The following is a 16,688-nucleotide window of genomic DNA, read 5'->3' as shown; positions in this document are numbered from 1 at the left end:
CTTTGTTACTATTCGCCGCCTCTGCGGGCGGAACCGGGTGTGGCTACAAGCATGATCAGACAGCGTACTTTGAAGACCAGCATCAAGGCGACGGGGATCGGGCTGCACACCGGGGAGAAGGTGTACCTGACGCTCAAACCTGCCGCGGTGGATACCGGCATCCTGTTCCGCCGTGTCGACCTGGATCCTGTGGTCGAAATCGAGGCCCGTGCGGACCTGGTGGTGGATACCACGCTGTCGAGTAACCTGTCCTTTGGCGGCGCGCGGGTTGCGACCGTCGAGCACCTGATGTCGGCTCTGGCAGGCCTGGGTATCGATAACGCCTGTGTTGAGCTGAGTTCGGAAGAAGTGCCGATCATGGATGGCAGTGCCGCGCCCTTCGTGTTCCTGATTCAGTCCGCCGGTATTGTGGAGCAGGATGCGCCCAAGCAGTTTATCCGTATCAAGCGCGAGATCAGTTTTAGCGCCGACGACAAGGTAGCCACTTTCAAACCCTTTGATGGCTTCAAGGTCGGTTTTACCATCGAATTCGACCACCCGGCCTTCAGCGATCGTAACATGGAGGCCTGTCTGGATTTTTCCACGACCAGTTTTGTGCGCGAGGTGAGCCGGGCCCGTACTTTCGGTTTTATGCGCGATATCGAGTACCTGCGCTCGAAGAATCTGGCCTTGGGTGGCAGCTTCGACAATGCGATAGTGGTGGATGATCACCGTATTCTAAATAGCGAAGGCCTGCGCTATGACGATGAATTCGTCAAACACAAGATTCTGGATGCGGTGGGTGATCTGTATCTGCTGGGCAAGAGTCTGATAGGTGAATTTGTGGGCCACAAATCGGGTCACTATCTGAATAACATGCTGGTGCGCAAGTTGCTGGAAAATCAGGATGCCTGGGAAATCGTCACCTTTGAGGACGACGACGCCCAGGCGCCGATCGCCTACGCCAAGGCGGCGCAGGCGGTCTGATCAGGGCGGTTTTTACATCGGGCTGCACTCAGTCAGGCCGGGCTTTTGCCCGGCCTGACTGCTTTCAGACGGCGGCTTTTCTGCACTGCCGCAAAATAATTACGTTTAAAATTCTACTCGGCGCCCCAATATGGGTAGAATGTCGAGTCGTTTTTCGTGGCACGCGCGTAAAAGTCTTTGTATTCAACTGGTTGAAATTCGGATTATGCTGACATCACTATTGAAGAAGGTTTTCGGGAGCAAGAACGACCGGGAACTCAAGCGTATGGGCAAGACCGTCGAACAGATCAACGCTTTTGAGCCCGAAATGGAACCGCTCAGCGACGAGGCCCTGCGGGACCTGACCGTCGTTTTTCGTCAGCGGCTGGAGCAGGGCGAAAGCCTGGAGCAGATACTGCCGCAGGCATTTGCCGTGGTGCGGGAAGTTTCGAAGCGTACCCTCGGCCTGCGTCACTTCGACGTGCAGATGGTTGGTGGTGTTGCGCTGCATGAGGGCAAGGTGGCCGAAATGCGCACCGGTGAGGGCAAGACGCTGGTGGCAACCCTGGCGGTGTACCTCAATGCGCTCAGTGGCAAAGGCGTGCACGTGGTTACGGTCAACGATTATCTGGCGCGGCGTGATGCCGACTGGATGCGTCCGCTGTATGAGGGGCTCGGTCTGAGTGTTGGTGTGGTGATGTCGGGGCAGGATCAGCAGACCAAGCGCGATGCCTACGCGTGTGACATTACCTATGGCACCAACAACGAATTCGGCTTTGACTACCTGCGCGACAACATGGCCTTCAGTCTGGCCGACAAGGCGCAGCGCGACTTCAACTTCGCCGTGGTCGATGAAGTCGACTCCATCCTGATCGACGAAGCCCGTACCCCGCTGATTATTTCCGGCCCTGCCGAAGACAGCTCGGCAATGTACCGTACGATCAATACCCTGATACCCGAGCTTAAGCGCTTCGAAGGCGAGATCGATCCCAAGGACGATACTCAGGTCATCAATGAACACTTTGTCGTTGATGAAAAGAATCGCACGGTTGAGATGACTGAAGCCGGTCATCAGCTGGTGGAAGACATTCTTGTCAGCAACAAGCTGCTGGGTGAAGGCGAGAGCCTCTACGCACCTGGCAACCTGAGCTTGCTGCACCATGTGCTGGCAGCACTGCGAGCGCACAACCTGTTCCAGCGCGATATCGATTACATAGTGCAGGACAATCAGGTGGTGATCGTCGACGAGCACACCGGCCGCATCATGCCCGGGCGACGCTGGTCCGAGGGCCTGCACCAGGCGGTTGAGGCCAAGGAAGGCGTTCAGGTTCAGCTTGAAAGCCAGACCCTGGCATCCACGACCTTCCAGAATTATTTCCGCCTGTACGGCAAACTGTCCGGCATGACCGGCACCGCCGATACCGAAGCCTTCGAGCTGAATCAGATTTATGGTCTGGATGTGGTTGTAATTCCGACCAATCGCGCTGTGTCGCGTCTGGATCAGAACGATATCGTCTTCCTGACCATGGAAGAAAAGTACGAAGCCATCATCGAGGAAATCAAGTCCTGCCAGGAAAAGGGCCAGCCAGTGCTGGTGGGTACGGCCTCGATCGAGTCCTCCGAACTGATCTCGGCCCTGCTTAACAAGCAGAACCTAAAGCACAGCGTACTTAACGCCAAAAACCACGTTATGGAGGCGGGCATCATCGCCGATGCCGGTCGCCCTGGTGCTGTGACTATCGCCACCAACATGGCCGGTCGTGGTACAGATATCATGCTCGGTGGCAAGCTGGATGCGGAAATCGCCGGTCTGGACAATCCGACAGAGGAAGAGCTGGCGGCGGTCAAGGTTGCATGGCAGGCGCGTCACGACCAGGTGGTTGCGGCCGGTGGTCTGCATATTCTGGGTACTGAGCGGCATGAATCGCGCCGTATCGATAACCAGCTGCGTGGCCGTGCCGGTCGCCAGGGTGATCCGGGTTCGTCGCGCTTCTTCCTGTCACTGGAAGATGACCTGATGCGCATCTTCGCCTCCGAGCGCGTGCGTCAGTTCATGTTGGCACTGGGCATGGAGCGCGGTGAGGCAATCGAGCACAAGATGGTCAGTAATGCCATCGAGAAGGCGCAGCGCAAGGTGGAAGGCCGCAACTTCGATATCCGCAAATCGCTGCTGGAATATGACGATGTGGCGAATGATCAGCGCAGCGTGGTTTACCGTCAGCGCAACGAACTGATGGCCAGTGATGATATCTCCGATATCGTGGCCGAGGTACGGGCTGAAGTGGTTGAGGGTGCCATCAGCGAATATATAGCACCGCAAAGCCTGGCTGAGCAGTGGGATGTCGAGGGGCTGGAGAAGTCCCTGCAAGCCGAGTTCGCCGTGGCGCTGCCGTTGCAGCAGTGGCTGGATGAAGACGATGGTTTGCACGAAGACGGCCTGCGCGAGAAAATCATGACCGCCGTCAGCGAAAGCTATGCGCAGAAGGAAGCTCTGGTCGGTGCCGAGGGTATGCGTACCTTCGAGAAGCAGGTCATGCTGCAGGTACTGGATACGCTGTGGAAAGAGCATTTGCAGACTATGGATCAGCTGCGGCAAGGCATACATCTGCGCGGTTACGCCCAGAAGAACCCCAAACAGGAGTACAAGCGCGAAGCCTTCCAGCTGTTCACGGAGCTGCTTGAGCATATCAAGCGCGACCTGATCAAGGTGCTGAGTCATGTACAGGTGCGTCAGCCTGAAGAAGTGGATGTGGTTGAACAACAGCGTCGCGAACAGGCACAGAACCAGCAGATGAACTATCAGCACGCTTCGAGCAACGCCATGCAGGAAGATGCACCGCAGCCGGCCGACACGGGTGAAGCAGATGCTGAGGTAGAAGATCCTGCCCAGGTTGAAACCTTTGTACGCGAAGCGCCCAAGGTTGGGCGCAATGATCCCTGCCCCTGTGGTTCAGGCAAAAAATTCAAGCAGTGTCACGGTCAATTGAGCTAAGCACCCGCAGGCAGTGCCGGTAGAAAAAGGTTTCCGGTACTGCCTGTCTGGCGTCTATTGAGGATTAGGTGGTTATGGCTGTAGGTCCCGGAACTTTACCCCCATTGCATCCCGTTAAGGGCATGCGTATTGGCATCGCTTCGGCGGGCATCAAGAAACCCGGCCGCAAGGATCTGGTACTGATGGAGCTGTGCGAGGGCGCCACTGTCGCAGGTGTCTTTACCCTTAATGCCTTTTGCGCAGCACCGGTGCAGATCGCCAAGCGCCATCTTGCTAGTGCTCCGCGCTATCTGCTGACCAATACCGGCAATGCCAATGCCGGTACTGGCAGCGAAGGCATGCGGGATGCAACCCGCTGCTGTGAAGCACTGGCACAGCTGGTATCTCTGCCGATCGAGCGTATTCTGCCGTTTTCCACCGGTGTGATTGGCGAAAAGCTGCCGGTCGAGAAGATCGAGAAAGCGTTGCCGGCAGCCCTGGCGGCACTGGATGAAAATGGTTGGGAAGATGCTGCAAGCGGTATCATGACCACTGATACCCGTCCCAAGGCAGCCTCGAGCCAGTTCGAATTTGGTGGCAAGACCGTAACCCTGACCGGTATATCCAAGGGTGCCGGCATGATTATGCCGAACATGGCCACCATGCTGGCTTATATAGGGACTGATGCCGCCGTTGCCGCGCCACTGCTGCAGCGCATCCTTGGCGTTGCGGCGGACAAATCGTTTAACCGCATCACCATTGATGGTGATACTTCGACCAATGACAGCTGCATGCTGGTCGCGACCGGTCAGAGTGGCGTGGTGGTCGATGAGCAAAATTCTGATCTTTTGGCACAGTTCACCGCAGCAGTAGAGTCAGTTCTGCTGGAGTTGTCCCATGCCATAGTGCGTGATGGCGAGGGTGCGACCAAGTTTGTCACTGTGCAGGTGGAAGGTGCGCGTAGCAGCGCCGAAGCGCTGCAGACCGCCTATACCATTGCCCATTCGCCGCTGGTGAAAACAGCACTTTTTGCCAGCGACCCTAACTGGGGTCGCATTCTGGCGGCCGTCGGTCGTGCAGGTATCGAAAACCTTGATCTGGATGCGCTGCGCCTCTACTTGGGCGATGTCTGCATCGTCGAGAATGGTGGCCGCTCTCCGGGCTATACCGAAGCTGCCGGGCAGCGTGTCATGCAGCAGGAAAATATCCTGATTCGCGTGCTGCTGGCTCGTGGCGAGGCGACGGAAACTGTCTGGACTACGGACTTTTCTGAAGAATACGTGCGCATCAATGCGGACTACCGTAGCTAACTGACCAACCCGCGTCAGCGTGCCTGTCCTGGGTACTCTGGCGGGGGTAGATATCGAAGGCCCCCTGCATGAGCAAAACAGAACCACGTCTGATTCACGTCGCTGCGGCGGTGATTCTGGATGGGGATCAGCGTATCCTGCTGGCCCGGCGACCCGACGACAAACATCAGGGCGGGCTCTGGGAGTTCCCTGGTGGCAAGGTTGAGGCAGGGGAGCCGGTACGTGATGCGCTGGGTCGCGAGCTGCACGAGGAGCTCGGTATTCAAGTACTCAGCGCCCGGCCGTTGATTCAGATACCGCACCACTATGCTGATAAGTCAGTGCTGCTTGATGTCTTTGTGGTGGATCAGTTTGACGGTGAGGCTCATGGTCGCGAAGGTCAGCCGGTGCGCTGGGTCTGTGCAGAGCAGTTGTCCGACTACCGTTTTCCGGCTGCTAACAGGCCCATAGTCGCGGCTGCCCGGCTGCCGACGCGCATGCTGATTACCGGTGTTGCAGCGGATACTGCCGACTATCTGGCTCGTACTGAGCAGGCGCTGGCCCGCGGGCTGCGCTGGATTATGCTGCGGGCGCCTGAACTGGCGGAGGCGGATTTCTGTGAGCTGTATCGGCAGCTGCTGCCGCTCTGTGATGCCGCAGGGGCTACGCTTGGCGTAAATTGCGATCTGGCGCTGGCTAATCGCCTTGGTGCCAAGGCGTTGCATCTGAACCGCCATCGTCTGGTGCAATTGGGTGGGCGTGAAGAATTTCAGGGTCAGTGGCTCAGTACGTCCTGTCACGATGCCACAGAACTTGCGCGTGCCGCTGAGCTACAGCTGGATTTTGTTACCCTGTCACCAGTGGCGCGCACGAGCTCGCACCCCGACACCCAGCCGCTGGGCTGGCAGGGCTTTGCCGATCTGTGTGGCGAGGCGACCTTGCCGGTCTATGCATTGGGCGGAATGGGCGAGGGCGATCTACATGATGCCTGGGCACAGGGCGCTCAGGGCGTGGCGGCTATCAGCGAATGGTGGGGCTGACGTCAGCTGCACGCCGGCGAGTGCTAAGTCAGATTTAGTGACGTGTCGGTGTATGCGGGCGCTCGTCATCGTCCATACCGGTGCTGTAGTCGTCTTCCGATGGCGCGGTGGGGATGCGGTATTCTTCATTGGCCCAAGTGCCAAGATCAATCAGCTTGCAACGTTCGCTGCAAAACGGCCGGAAACTGTTTTCGGGGCTCCAGACACTGGGCTTGCCGCATTGCGGGCATTTGATGGTCTTTGTCTTGCTGCTGGTTTTTGGCTGGCTAATTGTCATGAATCTCTCGCGTCTTGCGCGCGCTGCAGCAAGGTTCGGTGGAGTTGCAGTGTGGCGGCGCGCAGGGATTGAAGGTTGCCTGAATTGTCGATGATGCTGTCGGCTCTGGCAAGCCTGGTTTTGCGGTCCATTTGCGCCGCCATAATGCGCCTAATCTGATCCGTGCTGTTCCGGTCCCGCTCGGTGGCGCGCTGCAGCTGGATTTCTTCCGGAACGTCCACCACTACTATGTAATCCACTAGTTTGTGCTGATCTGTTTCCAGCAACAGTGGCGACATCAGCAGGCTATAGGCTGATGTCGCGGCCTGAAGCGATGCCTGTATGCGCTGGCGAATCAGTGGATGAAGCAGGGTTTCGAGCCAGAGGCGTGCATCCGGTGTGGCAAAGACGATTTGGCGCAAGGCGGCGCGATTCAGCGCGCCATCGGACTGCAGTATCTCAGCGCCAAACCGCTTGGCGATCTGCGCCAGAGCTGGCTCCCCAGGTGCAACTACATCCCGCGCTACCTGGTCGGCATCAACCGCGACAATACCCTGCTCCTGAATCAGCCTGGCGACAGCGCTTTTACCGCTGCCAATGCCGCCGGTCAGGCCTGCAACAAACATGACTGGTGCTTCCTGTTGTGCTCAGTGGTGTTCATTGCTTAGAACCTGAACAGTTGCAGATAGGCTTCGGTGATCGGGCGGCCCCAGATAATTGCAATCCAGCCAGCAATCGCGAGGTAGGGCCCAAAGGGCAGGGGGTTGGCAATCTGGTGCTTGCGCAGCAGCATCAGCACCATGGCCAGCAGTATTCCCACCACTGAGGACACCAGGATGATCAATGGCAACTGCTCTATGCCGCACCAGGCACCCAGTGCCGCCAGCAGCTTGAAGTCGCCATAGCCCATGCCTTCCTTGCCGGTCATGAGCTTGAACAGCCAGTAGATGGACCAGAGTGAGAGGTAGCCGATCACGGCGCCCCAGAGGGCCGACTCAAGCGTTGTGAAGAGTGTAAAGCTGTTAAGGATCAGCCCCAGCCAGATCAGGGGCAGTGTGATGCGATCCGGCAGTAGTTGGTGATCAATATCGATAAAGGTCAGGGCGATCAGCGCCCAGCTCAGTGCGACCAGGCTGAAACCGACGGAATTATAGCCAAAGTGGGAGATCACAAAGGTGCTGATCAGGGCAGTCAGCAGTTCGACCACAGGATAGCGTACCGAGATCGGTGCTGAGCAGGCAGAGCATTTGCCCAGCAGTGCCATATAGCTGATCAGCGGGATATTCTCATACCAGCGGATACGATGCTGGCAGTGGGGGCAGCGAGACGCCGGTGTCGCCAGGTTGAAACTGCTTCCGTTTGCATCCTCCTCGTTGTATTCGTCGCCTGCCGCCATGGCCTGCCATTCGTGTTCCATCATCAGGGGCAGTCGATGGATAACGACATTGAGGAAGCTGCCGACCAGCAGTGAAAATACGAAGGCGAACGTGGTACCGAGAAGCGTAAGTCCCCCCAGTCCCTGTGTATCGAATAACTCAATGTGCATAAATGGATTCTGATCGGCCCGCAGTGACTGGCATCAGATGCAGGCACGGCGGGAGAGTTTCGGGTTTACGGTTAAGCTCTAGCAAAACCTGGCTTATTATTAACCGACAACATTACCCAGCTGGAATATGGGCAGATACATCGCGATAACCAGGCCACCCACCAGGACGCCAAGCACCGCCATTATCATTGGTTCCATCAGGCTTGAAAGCGAGTCTACCGCATTATCGACTTCCTGCTCGTAAAAAGCTGCGACCTTGTCGAGCATAGCCTCAAGGGAGCCTGCCTCTTCACCAATACCGATCATCTGAATGGCCATGTTGGGGAAAATATCGGTCATTTGTACGGCGTTCATCAGGGATTGGCCGGTGGAAACACCATTACGGATCTGGATGACGGCGTTGCGGTAAACCACGTTACCTACGGCGCCTGCGGCGGAATCGAGTGCCTCAACCAGGGGTACACCGGCTGCGAAGGTCGTTGCCAGTGTGCGAGCGAAGCGGGCAATGGCAGCCTTGTGAAGTATTGATCCAAGTACCGGGATTTTAAGTACAGATCGACCGACAAAATCTCGAAACTTTTCTGATTTTCGGTGAACACTTTGGATAAGAAAGCCAGCTACAGCTACCGCGAGCATAACCGCAAACCACCACTTTTGCACGACGTCGGAGAGGTTGACGACAAAACGGGTAAAAACGGGGAGGTCAGCACCAAAGCTGGAGAACACGCTTTCAAAAACAGGAACAACTTTAACCAGCAGTATGGCGGTAACGATAATGCCAATCACTACAACTGCGATTGGATAGGTCATGGCTTTTCGAATCTTGGCTTTAAGGGCTTCAACTTTCTCCTTGTAGGTAGCAATGCGATCCAGCATCGCATCCAGGGCGCCGGACTGTTCCCCTGCTTTGACCAGGTTGCAGTAGAGATCATCAAAAAATATCGGGAACTTGGATAGTGCGGCGGAGAAATCCGAGCCGCCGCTGACATCGTTGCGAATGTCATAGAGCATCTTTTTCATTTTGTCTTTTTCGGAGCCGCCGGCAACGATTTCAAGACTCTGTATCAAAGGCACACCAGACCTTAGCATGGTCGCTATCTGGCGTGTAAAGAATGCGATATCCAGCGTTTTGATGGCTTTGCTGCGATTGCTGAAAAGCGAAATACTTTCTTTAGCCACCTTTTTCGGTTTTATGCCCTGGCTACGCAACTGAGCGCGAGCGGTGGCGACATTGGCAGCATCGAGCTTGCCCTTCGTTAGGTTTCCGCTCTTGTCTCGCCCCTGCCAGACAAATGTCTGCAGCTTGACTTCTTTCGTGGCCATGGTAATCCCTGTATTAACTTAGGCTCAGGTAACGATAACCCGGTTCATTTCTTCCAGGCTGGTAAGCCCTTTGGCAACTTTGATTAGCCCGGACAGTCGCAGGGTACGAAAACCCTGGCTCTGTGCCACACGGAGAATATCGAGTGAATTGCCGTTGTTCATGATGGCGTTGGCAATTTCGGTACTCATCTGCATCATTTCGTAAATCCCGACTCGGCCTTTGTAGCCCCGGTTGCATTTGGAACAGCCCTCGGGGTTGGCTTCAAATAGTGTAATTTTTTCCAGTTGCTCGGCGGTAAAACCCTCTTCCAGCAGGGCGGCTTGGGGAATATCCGCCGGTCGCTTGCAGGATTCACAGAGTCGCCGCGCCAGGCGCTGGGCAATGATGAGAGAGACTGAAGTCGCGATGTTGAAGGCAGGTACGCCCATGTTACGCAGACGTGTCAGGGTTTCGGGCGCGCTGTTGGTGTGCAAGGTAGAGAGTACCATGTGACCGGTTTGGGCTGCCTTGATGCCGATCTCCGCCGTTTCGAGGTCGCGAATCTCACCCACCATGACCACATCGGGATCCTGGCGCAAAAAGGCACGCAGCGCTTCGGCAAAGGTGAGGCCAACTTTGGTGTTTACATGCACCTGGTTGACGCCTTCCATATTGATCTCCACCGGATCTTCGGCGGTGGAGATGTTGCGCTCTTCGTCATTGAGAATATTCAGGCCGGTGTAGAGAGTCACCGTCTTGCCACTGCCGGTGGGGCCTGTGACCAGGATCATGCCCTGGGGTTTGGATAGCGTTGCCTGGAAAATTTCCTTCTGGTCAGGGTCGAAACCCAATGCATCGACGCCCATCTTGGCGCTGGCGGGATCCAGAATACGCAGGACGATCTTTTCCCCCCACAGGGTCGGCAGGCTGTTGACGCGAAAGTCGATGGAGCGCTTGGCTGAAATTTTCATCTTGATGCGGCCATCCTGGGGCATACGGCGCTCGGAAATATCCATGCGGGACATGACCTTAAGGCGTGCTGCCAGGCGCGGTGCCAGATTGGCCGGTGGTTTGGCAACTTCCTGCAGGATGCCATCAATGCGGCTGCGGATACGGTAGTTTTTTTCGTAGGGCTCAAAGTGAATGTCGGAGGCGCCATTCTTGATGGCATCCAGCAAAATCTTGTTAACAAAGCGTACGATGGGGGCGTCGTTGGCTGCTTCTTCTGCCGTTTCGGCAACATCGGCTTCCGGGCCGTCACCCACATCAAGATGATCAAGATCGGTATCACTAATGTCATCCAGCGCGCTGTGCTGGTTGTCGAGAAAGGCATCAATCAGCCGGCGCAATTTGTCTTCTTCGACAATCACGCCCTCGGTTGTAGTACCTGTATGAAATTTAATCTCATCCAGCGCCTGAATATTGGTGGGGTCGGCGATGGCAATAAAAAGCCGATTTTCCCGTTTCATCAGCGGCAGCGCATGATGCTTGCTAATGAGAGCTTCGGACACCAGGCCCTGGGGCAGAGCTTCACGGGTGATGACATCGAGATCAAGCAGTGGCAAACCGAATTCATCGGATGCGGCGCAGGCCGCCCTGTGGGCGCTCACCAAGCGCTGTTCTATTATATGGCTGATAAAGGGCTTTTGCGCGGCCCGTGCCTGAGCAAGCGCGTCTACTGCCACTTCGGCGGAAAAAACACCGTCATTAACCAGTCGCTTGGCGAGACCGCTGAGAGGTTGAAAAGCGTTCACCTTGACTCCCTAGAACCTGCTGGTTAGCTGACCAGTTCATTATTAAACACGAACAGAATGTAACATAGCACTTGCGTGACTCTTTGAAAATGCAGACTATACTTGTTCCAAGATTACTGTACTGTAACAGATATGATACGGTCTGATGGTAGGTTGTCGGTGATCTGGGGCTTGGAAACGCTCAAGATAGCTCGGGTCAAAGCAATAGCTCAGGTTATTGTGATGCTTGAGTCAATCTGGATGGGTCGTGTAACCGATTGACCGGGGTATAGGTAGTGCCTTTGGTCGTGGCTATCGATCAAAATGGAAAACTCGCTGGAGATAAGCACAATGAAAAAATCGTTCAAAAAAGTGCAGAAGGGTTTTACCCTGATTGAATTGATGATCGTGGTAGCGATCATTGGGATACTCGCAGCCATAGCGTTGCCTGCATATCAGGATTATACTATCCGTTCCAAGGCTGCTAACGCAGTTGCATCATTAGCTGGTCAGAAGATCAAAGTGGCAGAGAGCTACAACACTGACGGTATATTTAGTTGTGACAATAATGGGGTTTCGATTCCGAATTGTGTGATTGATGGTACTGTTTCTAGTGGCGTTGCACTGGTTGGTGAAGATAGAACTACGGGTAATGTCACTGCTACATTGGTTCCTGATGCTACTACGACCGATGGCGAGATTATCTGGGACTGCACAATTTCTGCTACTTCGGGTGCTACGCCTGTTCTAACTATTACAACTGCTCATGCACCTACAGGCTGTGAGATTTAATTCCTAATTTGATAAAGATTGGCCTGTTGAGCACTGGGGTGTTATCCCAGCCTAAAACCCCGGAATGATCCGGGGTTTTTTGATCTTTATGATATTGTAGACTCTTGTATGAATCTGCTTTGGAGCTTTGGTATAGTAGTTAGTATCGTGGCTAGATAAGCCTTTTCGCGTATATTTAGCGATATTTTTGATCGTGGCTACTTGAGCATTGACAGTACCCCTTCCCATAGCCTAATTCGCAAAAAGTCTTTCGGAAGTCTTACTTGACCCTTAGATACTCCTGTATCAGTCTTTTTTTACTCGCACCCTCTCGCTCTTGTCCACCAAGGTATAATGTATTCCTTGTCAAATTCAGTTCAGAATCAGTCGTTATGAAAAGAGTAATATTGCTTGTCCTTATTGCGTTATCTGTCGGGGTAACCCTGTACCTTAACCGGCAGGCTGAACCCGTGGCTGAGTCCGTTCGCCTTATGTTGGAAGCGCAACTGGCCAAGGATCCTCGCTTTCCTGCCCGTCCAGTCTGGTGGCAAGACGGTGCCATACTGGCGGTGGGCATGATGCCTGAAACTCAGTCGCAGGATGCAGCTGCGCAGGATGTGTGCAAGTTGCTGCATGCTCAGGGGATAACCGGTACGGCAGTTGAAATTTATGACCTGCAAAAAATACAGCAGAGTGATAATTGGGCCCTGATTGGCAGGGCTTCGTGCAAGCCGTCGCCAGAGTGATTTTCAAGTTCGAGTGATAACTGATGGTTGCTCGAACATTGCTGCGGTGGATATCGGGCACGCCGGTCTAGATGAACGGTGCTGTAATTGATCTAAGTCGATATAAGTAAAAATGAGGGCCTGCTTTTAACAGGCCCTTTTTTGTATGTTGAAATTATCAAATGCGGTGTGCCTAGTTTAAAGTGTCGGCGGTTTAAACTAGCCGCAGCGACAGATCAATTGCCTGGCAATGCTTGGTCAGGGCGCCGATAGAGATGTAATCCACGCCCGTTGCGGCGATGGTGTAGAGGGTCTCTTCGCTAATGCCGCCTGATGCTTCCAGTTTGGCTTTGCCTGCGGTGGTTTTTACCGCGGTGCACATGTCGTCCAGACTGAAGTTATCCAGCATCACTATATCGGCGCCGGCGTTTAGTGCTTCTTCGAGCTGCGCCAGGGTTTCCACTTCCAGTTCAACCAGTTTGCCCGGTTCATTCTGCTTCGCGGTCTGAATGGCGGCGGAGATGCCGCCACAGGCCAAAATATGATTTTCCTTGATCAGGAAGGCGTCATAAAGACCGATACGGTGGTTAAAGCAGCCGCCGCAGGTCACGGCGTATTTCTGCGCTTTGCGCAGGCCTGGAAGGGTCTTGCGGGTATCCAGTAGGCGCACGCCTGTGTCTTTCACTAGGTCTGCATAGTGGCGGCTGATGGTGGCGGTACCAGACAGGGTCTGCAGGAAATTCAGTGCTGCACGCTCGGCGGTGAGCAGGGAGCGGGCCGCGCCCCTGGCTTCAAACAGCAGTTGGTTGGCCTCAACGCTTTCACCATCGCGCACATGCCAGATGAGTTGCACCGCTGGATCAACCTGGCGAAATACTTCATCAACCCAGTCGGTGCCACAGATAACGGCATTCTGTCGCGTAATTACACGGGCGTGGCCAGATTGAGTTGCCGGTATCAGGCAGGCGGTGATATCGCCATCGCCGATATCTTCGGCCAGGGCCAGGGCAACGCTTTGATGGATAGTGTTTTTCAGGTCTTGTTGGGTCAGCATAGGTGTTTGATCTGCAACAGCAATGAAAAGGCGAGTGATGCTAAGCTAGCAGCCTGTCAGACTTGCCACTGATCTACTGTGAAAAAGCCGATACTCTCCGGTAAAGAGAGGGCATTTTTGTACTCTTTTATCGCTCCACTATTCACAAGCTAGATCCCTGTAGCTTGTCCGGTGGGCAGGTAGCGCTGTCTAAATCGACTATCCTGTCGATTTATCGCCTCAAAAGAGCTCAAAAACTGCCGCAAATCGGTCTTTCCCTCGTTACGATCGGCCAAGCCCGATAGACTGCTAGGCAGAATTTTAGCCCAATCCAGATGATGCTAATAGGGGTAATTGATGGCGACTGCGCAGCCGCGGCCTACAGGGCTGCTTTCGAATGCACGTTTTGTGGCGAGCCCGAATCACAATGCGCGCCCTGCAGGCGCCGTAGTGTCGCTGCTGGTCATACACAATATAAGTCTGCCGCCGGGGCAGTTTGGAACAGGCTGTGTTGAGCAGTTTTTCTGTAACCAGCTCGACTGGCAGGCTCATCCGTACTTTAAAAGTATTGAGGGGCTGGAGGTGTCAGCGCATTGTCTGATCGAGCGCAGCGGTGCCCTGATCCAGTTTGTGTCGTTACATCAGCGTGCCTGGCATGCCGGGCGATCCAGCTTTGAAGGCCTGGAGAACTGTAATGACTTTTCTATCGGTATCGAGCTGGAGGGCACCGACGATCAGCCCTACAGCGATGCCCAGTATGAATCTCTGGTGCAGGTCACTCTGCAGTTGCAGCAAAATTTTTTGCAGCTTACGAACGCACGCATTGTCGGGCACTGCGATATAGCGCCCGGGCGCAAGACAGATCCAGGGCCTGCATTTGACTGGGTTCGTTTTCGGACGCAATTGCTGGACGCTCAGTCGGTGATAGGGGAACTTCGATGAAGTTTCTGGCACTGCTGTGCGCGTTATTCCTCAGCCGGTTGTTGTTCCGGCCTCATAGCCAGCCTTATCAGCCGGCCGCAGGTTCCACTCGGGATAGGGTAATTGTCTGGCTGTTCCTGTCTCTGTGTCTTGAGGCGCTGTTATTTTTCAGTCTGGAGTTTGCCTATGGTCTGCCGGTACTGCTGCTGGAAACAGCGTTACTGAGCTACTGGCTGGGGCGTTCGACGCCTGGCAACCTGTTGCAGGAGTATGCAGCCCTCTGGGCTCGGGGCGAGTTCAGAGCAGCTTCTGCCCATGCCGCAGAGCAAATCCGTTTTCACGAGCATACAGGGTCTGAGCGGCCGCTGCGTCTGCATTACCGTATTTGTCAGTGTTACCTGCAGCAGCTGTTACTTACGCTTTTTGTGCCGCTATTCTGGTTCTGGCTGGGGGGCATTCCCGGGCTATTGCTGGCCGTGCTGGTGCAGCCTCAGCTCGAAACGATCAGGCCTGCCTCACTCGCTTACTGGGTGCAGTGGCTGCCGGTTCGGCTGCTGGGTTTCAGTTTCTTCGTGGTGGGCAGTGGCAATGGAGCCTGGTTTGCACTGTCGCACTTGTCCCACAGACGCAATGATATTCTATGGCTGTTCCGGGTTGGTCTGGGTGCCGTTGGCGATTACGCGGGCAGCCGCGATCTTGCCGGCAGCCTGGCGCAGCGCGGTTCCGAAGAAATGGACGCGCTGCAGCGCTTGATAGCCCGTGCTCTGGTGCTTTGGGTGTTGGTAATTGCAGCGCTTGCCATGGCCGGGCTCGAAATCAGGCTGTATTGAGAATTGTTTTCATTTATCATTTGCGGGTAAAAATTGTAGTGCCTTGTTTTTCGGCGGTGTTTGACATGCCGGCGAGCCTTGAGCCTGTTTGAAACCCGAACCAATATGGATTTGCATGAGTCAGTTGCTGGAAGTTGAATCGGTCAGTTGTGCCTATCAGGACAACGTCGTGGTCAAGGACCTTTCCTTCGAGGTGGCTGCCGGCGAGATCGCCTGTCTGCTAGGCCCCAGTGGCTGTGGCAAAACGACGGTGTTGCGGGCGCTGGCAGGTTTTAATCGTCTGCGTACGGGCTGTATTCGTATTGACGGTGTGTCGGTTTCTACAGCGGACCATGTGCTGGAGCCGGAAAAGCGTCAGATGGGTATGGTGTTTCAGGACTACGCACTCTTTCCGCATCTCAATGTGCTTGAAAATATCAGTTTTGGGCTGGTATCGGCTTCGCGCATGGAAAAGGCGCGCATCGTCGCCGAAGTGCTCGAACTGGTGCAGTTGCCGGACTTGTCCAGGCGCTACCCCCATGAACTGTCGGGTGGGCAGCAGCAGCGTGTTGCTCTGGCCCGGGCCCTGGCGCCGCGGCCGCAACTGCTGCTGATGGATGAGCCTTTTTCGAATCTCGATACGGAGCTGCGCAAGCAGCTGTCGCTGGAGGTACGCAATATTTTGAAGCATCAAAATATTGCGGCTATCGTAGTGACTCACGATCAGGAAGAGGCCTTTGCCATTAGCGATCAACTGGGCATTCTTGCGGGCGGCGAGCTGCAGCAGTGGGGGCGCGCCGAAACGCTGTACTATGAGCCGGTGAATCCATTGGTGGCGGGTTTCGTTGGCAAGGGTAGCCTGTTTGACGGCGTATGCGAGAGCGCCACCTGCGTGCGTACAGAGCTTGGGCTGCTGGAGTTCGCAGAACCCTTCTGCTCACCCCATGGCAGCGCGGTACAGCTGTTTGTCCGCCCGGCGGACATAAGGCCGGCATCGGAAGGCACAGTGCAGGCGCGGGTGCTGACGCGGGAGTTTCTGGGGGGGATGACTCTGTATACGCTGGAATTGCCGAATGGGCGCCGGGTCGAATCCGAGGTGCGTGAAAAAATGGACTATGAGGTGGACGAGCAGATACATCTACAAGTTTCAGTGCACCGCCCGATTGCCTTTTTTGACTTGTGATAGTTGGTCTTTAATCGGGCGCCAGAGTCCAATGGGCTAGTGTAGTGTTGCACTCTTGGTGGCGCTTTAGAACGCGCTCATTTTTTCGCCAGCCAAGGCGTGAGGCGGAGTCATAGTGGGGCTACGGCGACAACGAACAACGCAGGATGGCGGAAAAAGGGGC

Annotated in this window: 15 protein-coding genes; 9 read left to right on the top strand and 6 right to left on the bottom strand. The window is 55.2% G+C overall.

Annotation, left to right across the window (positions count from 1 at the left end):
* Positions 1-51: 51 nt before the first annotated feature.
* The 4 genes from lpxC to MPRO_RS23565 all read left to right on the top strand — a co-directional run bounded on the left by lpxC (position 52) and on the right by MPRO_RS23565 (position 6,245).
* Positions 52-966, top strand: coding sequence for a UDP-3-O-acyl-N-acetylglucosamine deacetylase (gene lpxC / locus MPRO_RS23580; RefSeq protein WP_067298764.1), 915 nt, complete (start codon positions 52-54; stop codon positions 964-966).
* 205 nt (positions 967-1,171) lie between these two features.
* The gene (gene secA, locus MPRO_RS23575; protein ID WP_067298763.1) at positions 1,172-3,937 is read left to right on the top strand and encodes a preprotein translocase subunit SecA; all 2,766 of its coding nucleotides are present in this window, start codon (positions 1,172-1,174) and stop codon (positions 3,935-3,937) included.
* Between the two features lie 74 nt (positions 3,938-4,011).
* Positions 4,012-5,226: a bifunctional glutamate N-acetyltransferase/amino-acid acetyltransferase ArgJ gene (gene argJ, locus MPRO_RS23570; RefSeq protein ID WP_067298762.1), complete on the top strand. Its 1,215-nt coding sequence runs from the start codon at positions 4,012-4,014 to the stop codon at positions 5,224-5,226.
* A 68-nt stretch (positions 5,227-5,294) separates the two neighbouring features.
* On the top strand, positions 5,295-6,245 hold the full coding sequence (locus MPRO_RS23565) for a Nudix family hydrolase (RefSeq protein WP_067298761.1): 951 nt from the start codon (positions 5,295-5,297) through the stop codon (positions 6,243-6,245).
* Positions 6,246-6,279: 34 nt separating this feature from the next.
* Here MPRO_RS23565 and yacG read toward each other — a convergent pair whose 3' ends face one another.
* From yacG to pilB, 5 genes are all read right to left on the bottom strand, one after another.
* Positions 6,280-6,522: a DNA gyrase inhibitor YacG gene (gene yacG / locus MPRO_RS23560; RefSeq protein WP_067298760.1), complete on the bottom strand. Its 243-nt coding sequence runs from the start codon at positions 6,520-6,522 to the stop codon at positions 6,280-6,282.
* Entirely contained in the window at positions 6,519-7,127 is a 609-nt protein-coding gene (coaE, locus tag MPRO_RS23555) for a dephospho-CoA kinase (RefSeq protein WP_067298759.1), read from the bottom strand. The genes yacG and coaE overlap by 4 nt, the downstream gene beginning before the upstream one ends.
* Before the next feature lie 38 nt (positions 7,128-7,165).
* Entirely contained in the window at positions 7,166-8,047 is an 882-nt protein-coding gene (locus MPRO_RS23550) for a prepilin peptidase (protein WP_082709091.1), read from the bottom strand.
* A gap of 99 nt (positions 8,048-8,146) precedes the next feature.
* Positions 8,147-9,370, bottom strand: coding sequence for a type II secretion system F family protein (locus MPRO_RS23545; RefSeq protein ID WP_067298758.1), 1,224 nt, complete (start codon positions 9,368-9,370; stop codon positions 8,147-8,149).
* A gap of 24 nt (positions 9,371-9,394) precedes the next feature.
* Positions 9,395-11,104 carry a type IV-A pilus assembly ATPase PilB gene (gene pilB / locus MPRO_RS23540; protein ID WP_067298757.1) on the bottom strand — a complete coding sequence of 570 codons (1,710 nt, stop codon included), beginning with the start codon at positions 11,102-11,104 and terminating at the stop codon, positions 9,395-9,397.
* A 330-nt stretch (positions 11,105-11,434) separates the two neighbouring features.
* Here pilB and MPRO_RS26540 point away from each other — a divergent pair, with 330 nt between their 5' ends.
* Together MPRO_RS26540 and MPRO_RS23530 are read left to right on the top strand one after the other, a co-directional pair.
* A complete protein-coding gene (locus MPRO_RS26540; RefSeq protein WP_067298756.1) occupies positions 11,435-11,875 on the top strand; it encodes a pilin in 441 nt (146 codons plus the stop codon).
* 371 nt (positions 11,876-12,246) lie between these two features.
* Complete coding sequence (locus MPRO_RS23530; protein ID WP_158651927.1) at positions 12,247-12,600, top strand: hypothetical protein; 354 nt, start codon at positions 12,247-12,249, stop codon at positions 12,598-12,600.
* 193 nt (positions 12,601-12,793) lie between these two features.
* Here MPRO_RS23530 and nadC read toward each other — a convergent pair whose 3' ends face one another.
* Positions 12,794-13,633 carry a carboxylating nicotinate-nucleotide diphosphorylase gene (gene nadC / locus MPRO_RS23525; RefSeq protein WP_067298754.1) on the bottom strand — a complete coding sequence of 280 codons (840 nt, stop codon included), beginning with the start codon at positions 13,631-13,633 and terminating at the stop codon, positions 12,794-12,796.
* A gap of 336 nt (positions 13,634-13,969) precedes the next feature.
* On the opposite strand from nadC, the gene ampD reads away from it, so the two are divergent.
* From ampD to MPRO_RS23510, 3 genes are all read left to right on the top strand, one after another.
* Positions 13,970-14,554: a 1,6-anhydro-N-acetylmuramyl-L-alanine amidase AmpD gene (gene ampD, locus MPRO_RS23520; RefSeq protein WP_067298753.1), complete on the top strand. Its 585-nt coding sequence runs from the start codon at positions 13,970-13,972 to the stop codon at positions 14,552-14,554.
* Positions 14,551-15,363, top strand: coding sequence for a hypothetical protein (locus tag MPRO_RS23515; RefSeq protein ID WP_067298752.1), 813 nt, complete (start codon positions 14,551-14,553; stop codon positions 15,361-15,363). The genes ampD and MPRO_RS23515 overlap by 4 nt, the downstream gene beginning before the upstream one ends.
* A 115-nt stretch (positions 15,364-15,478) precedes the next feature.
* Positions 15,479-16,525 carry an ABC transporter ATP-binding protein gene (locus MPRO_RS23510; RefSeq protein ID WP_067298751.1) on the top strand — a complete coding sequence of 349 codons (1,047 nt, stop codon included), beginning with the start codon at positions 15,479-15,481 and terminating at the stop codon, positions 16,523-16,525.
* Positions 16,526-16,688 lie beyond the last annotated feature (163 nt).

The organism is Marinobacterium profundum, from assembly GCF_001528745.1.
Classification (GTDB): Bacteria; Pseudomonadota; Gammaproteobacteria; order Pseudomonadales; family Balneatricaceae; genus Marinobacterium_A; species Marinobacterium_A profundum.
This window is presented reverse-complemented; position numbering and strand designations above follow the sequence as displayed.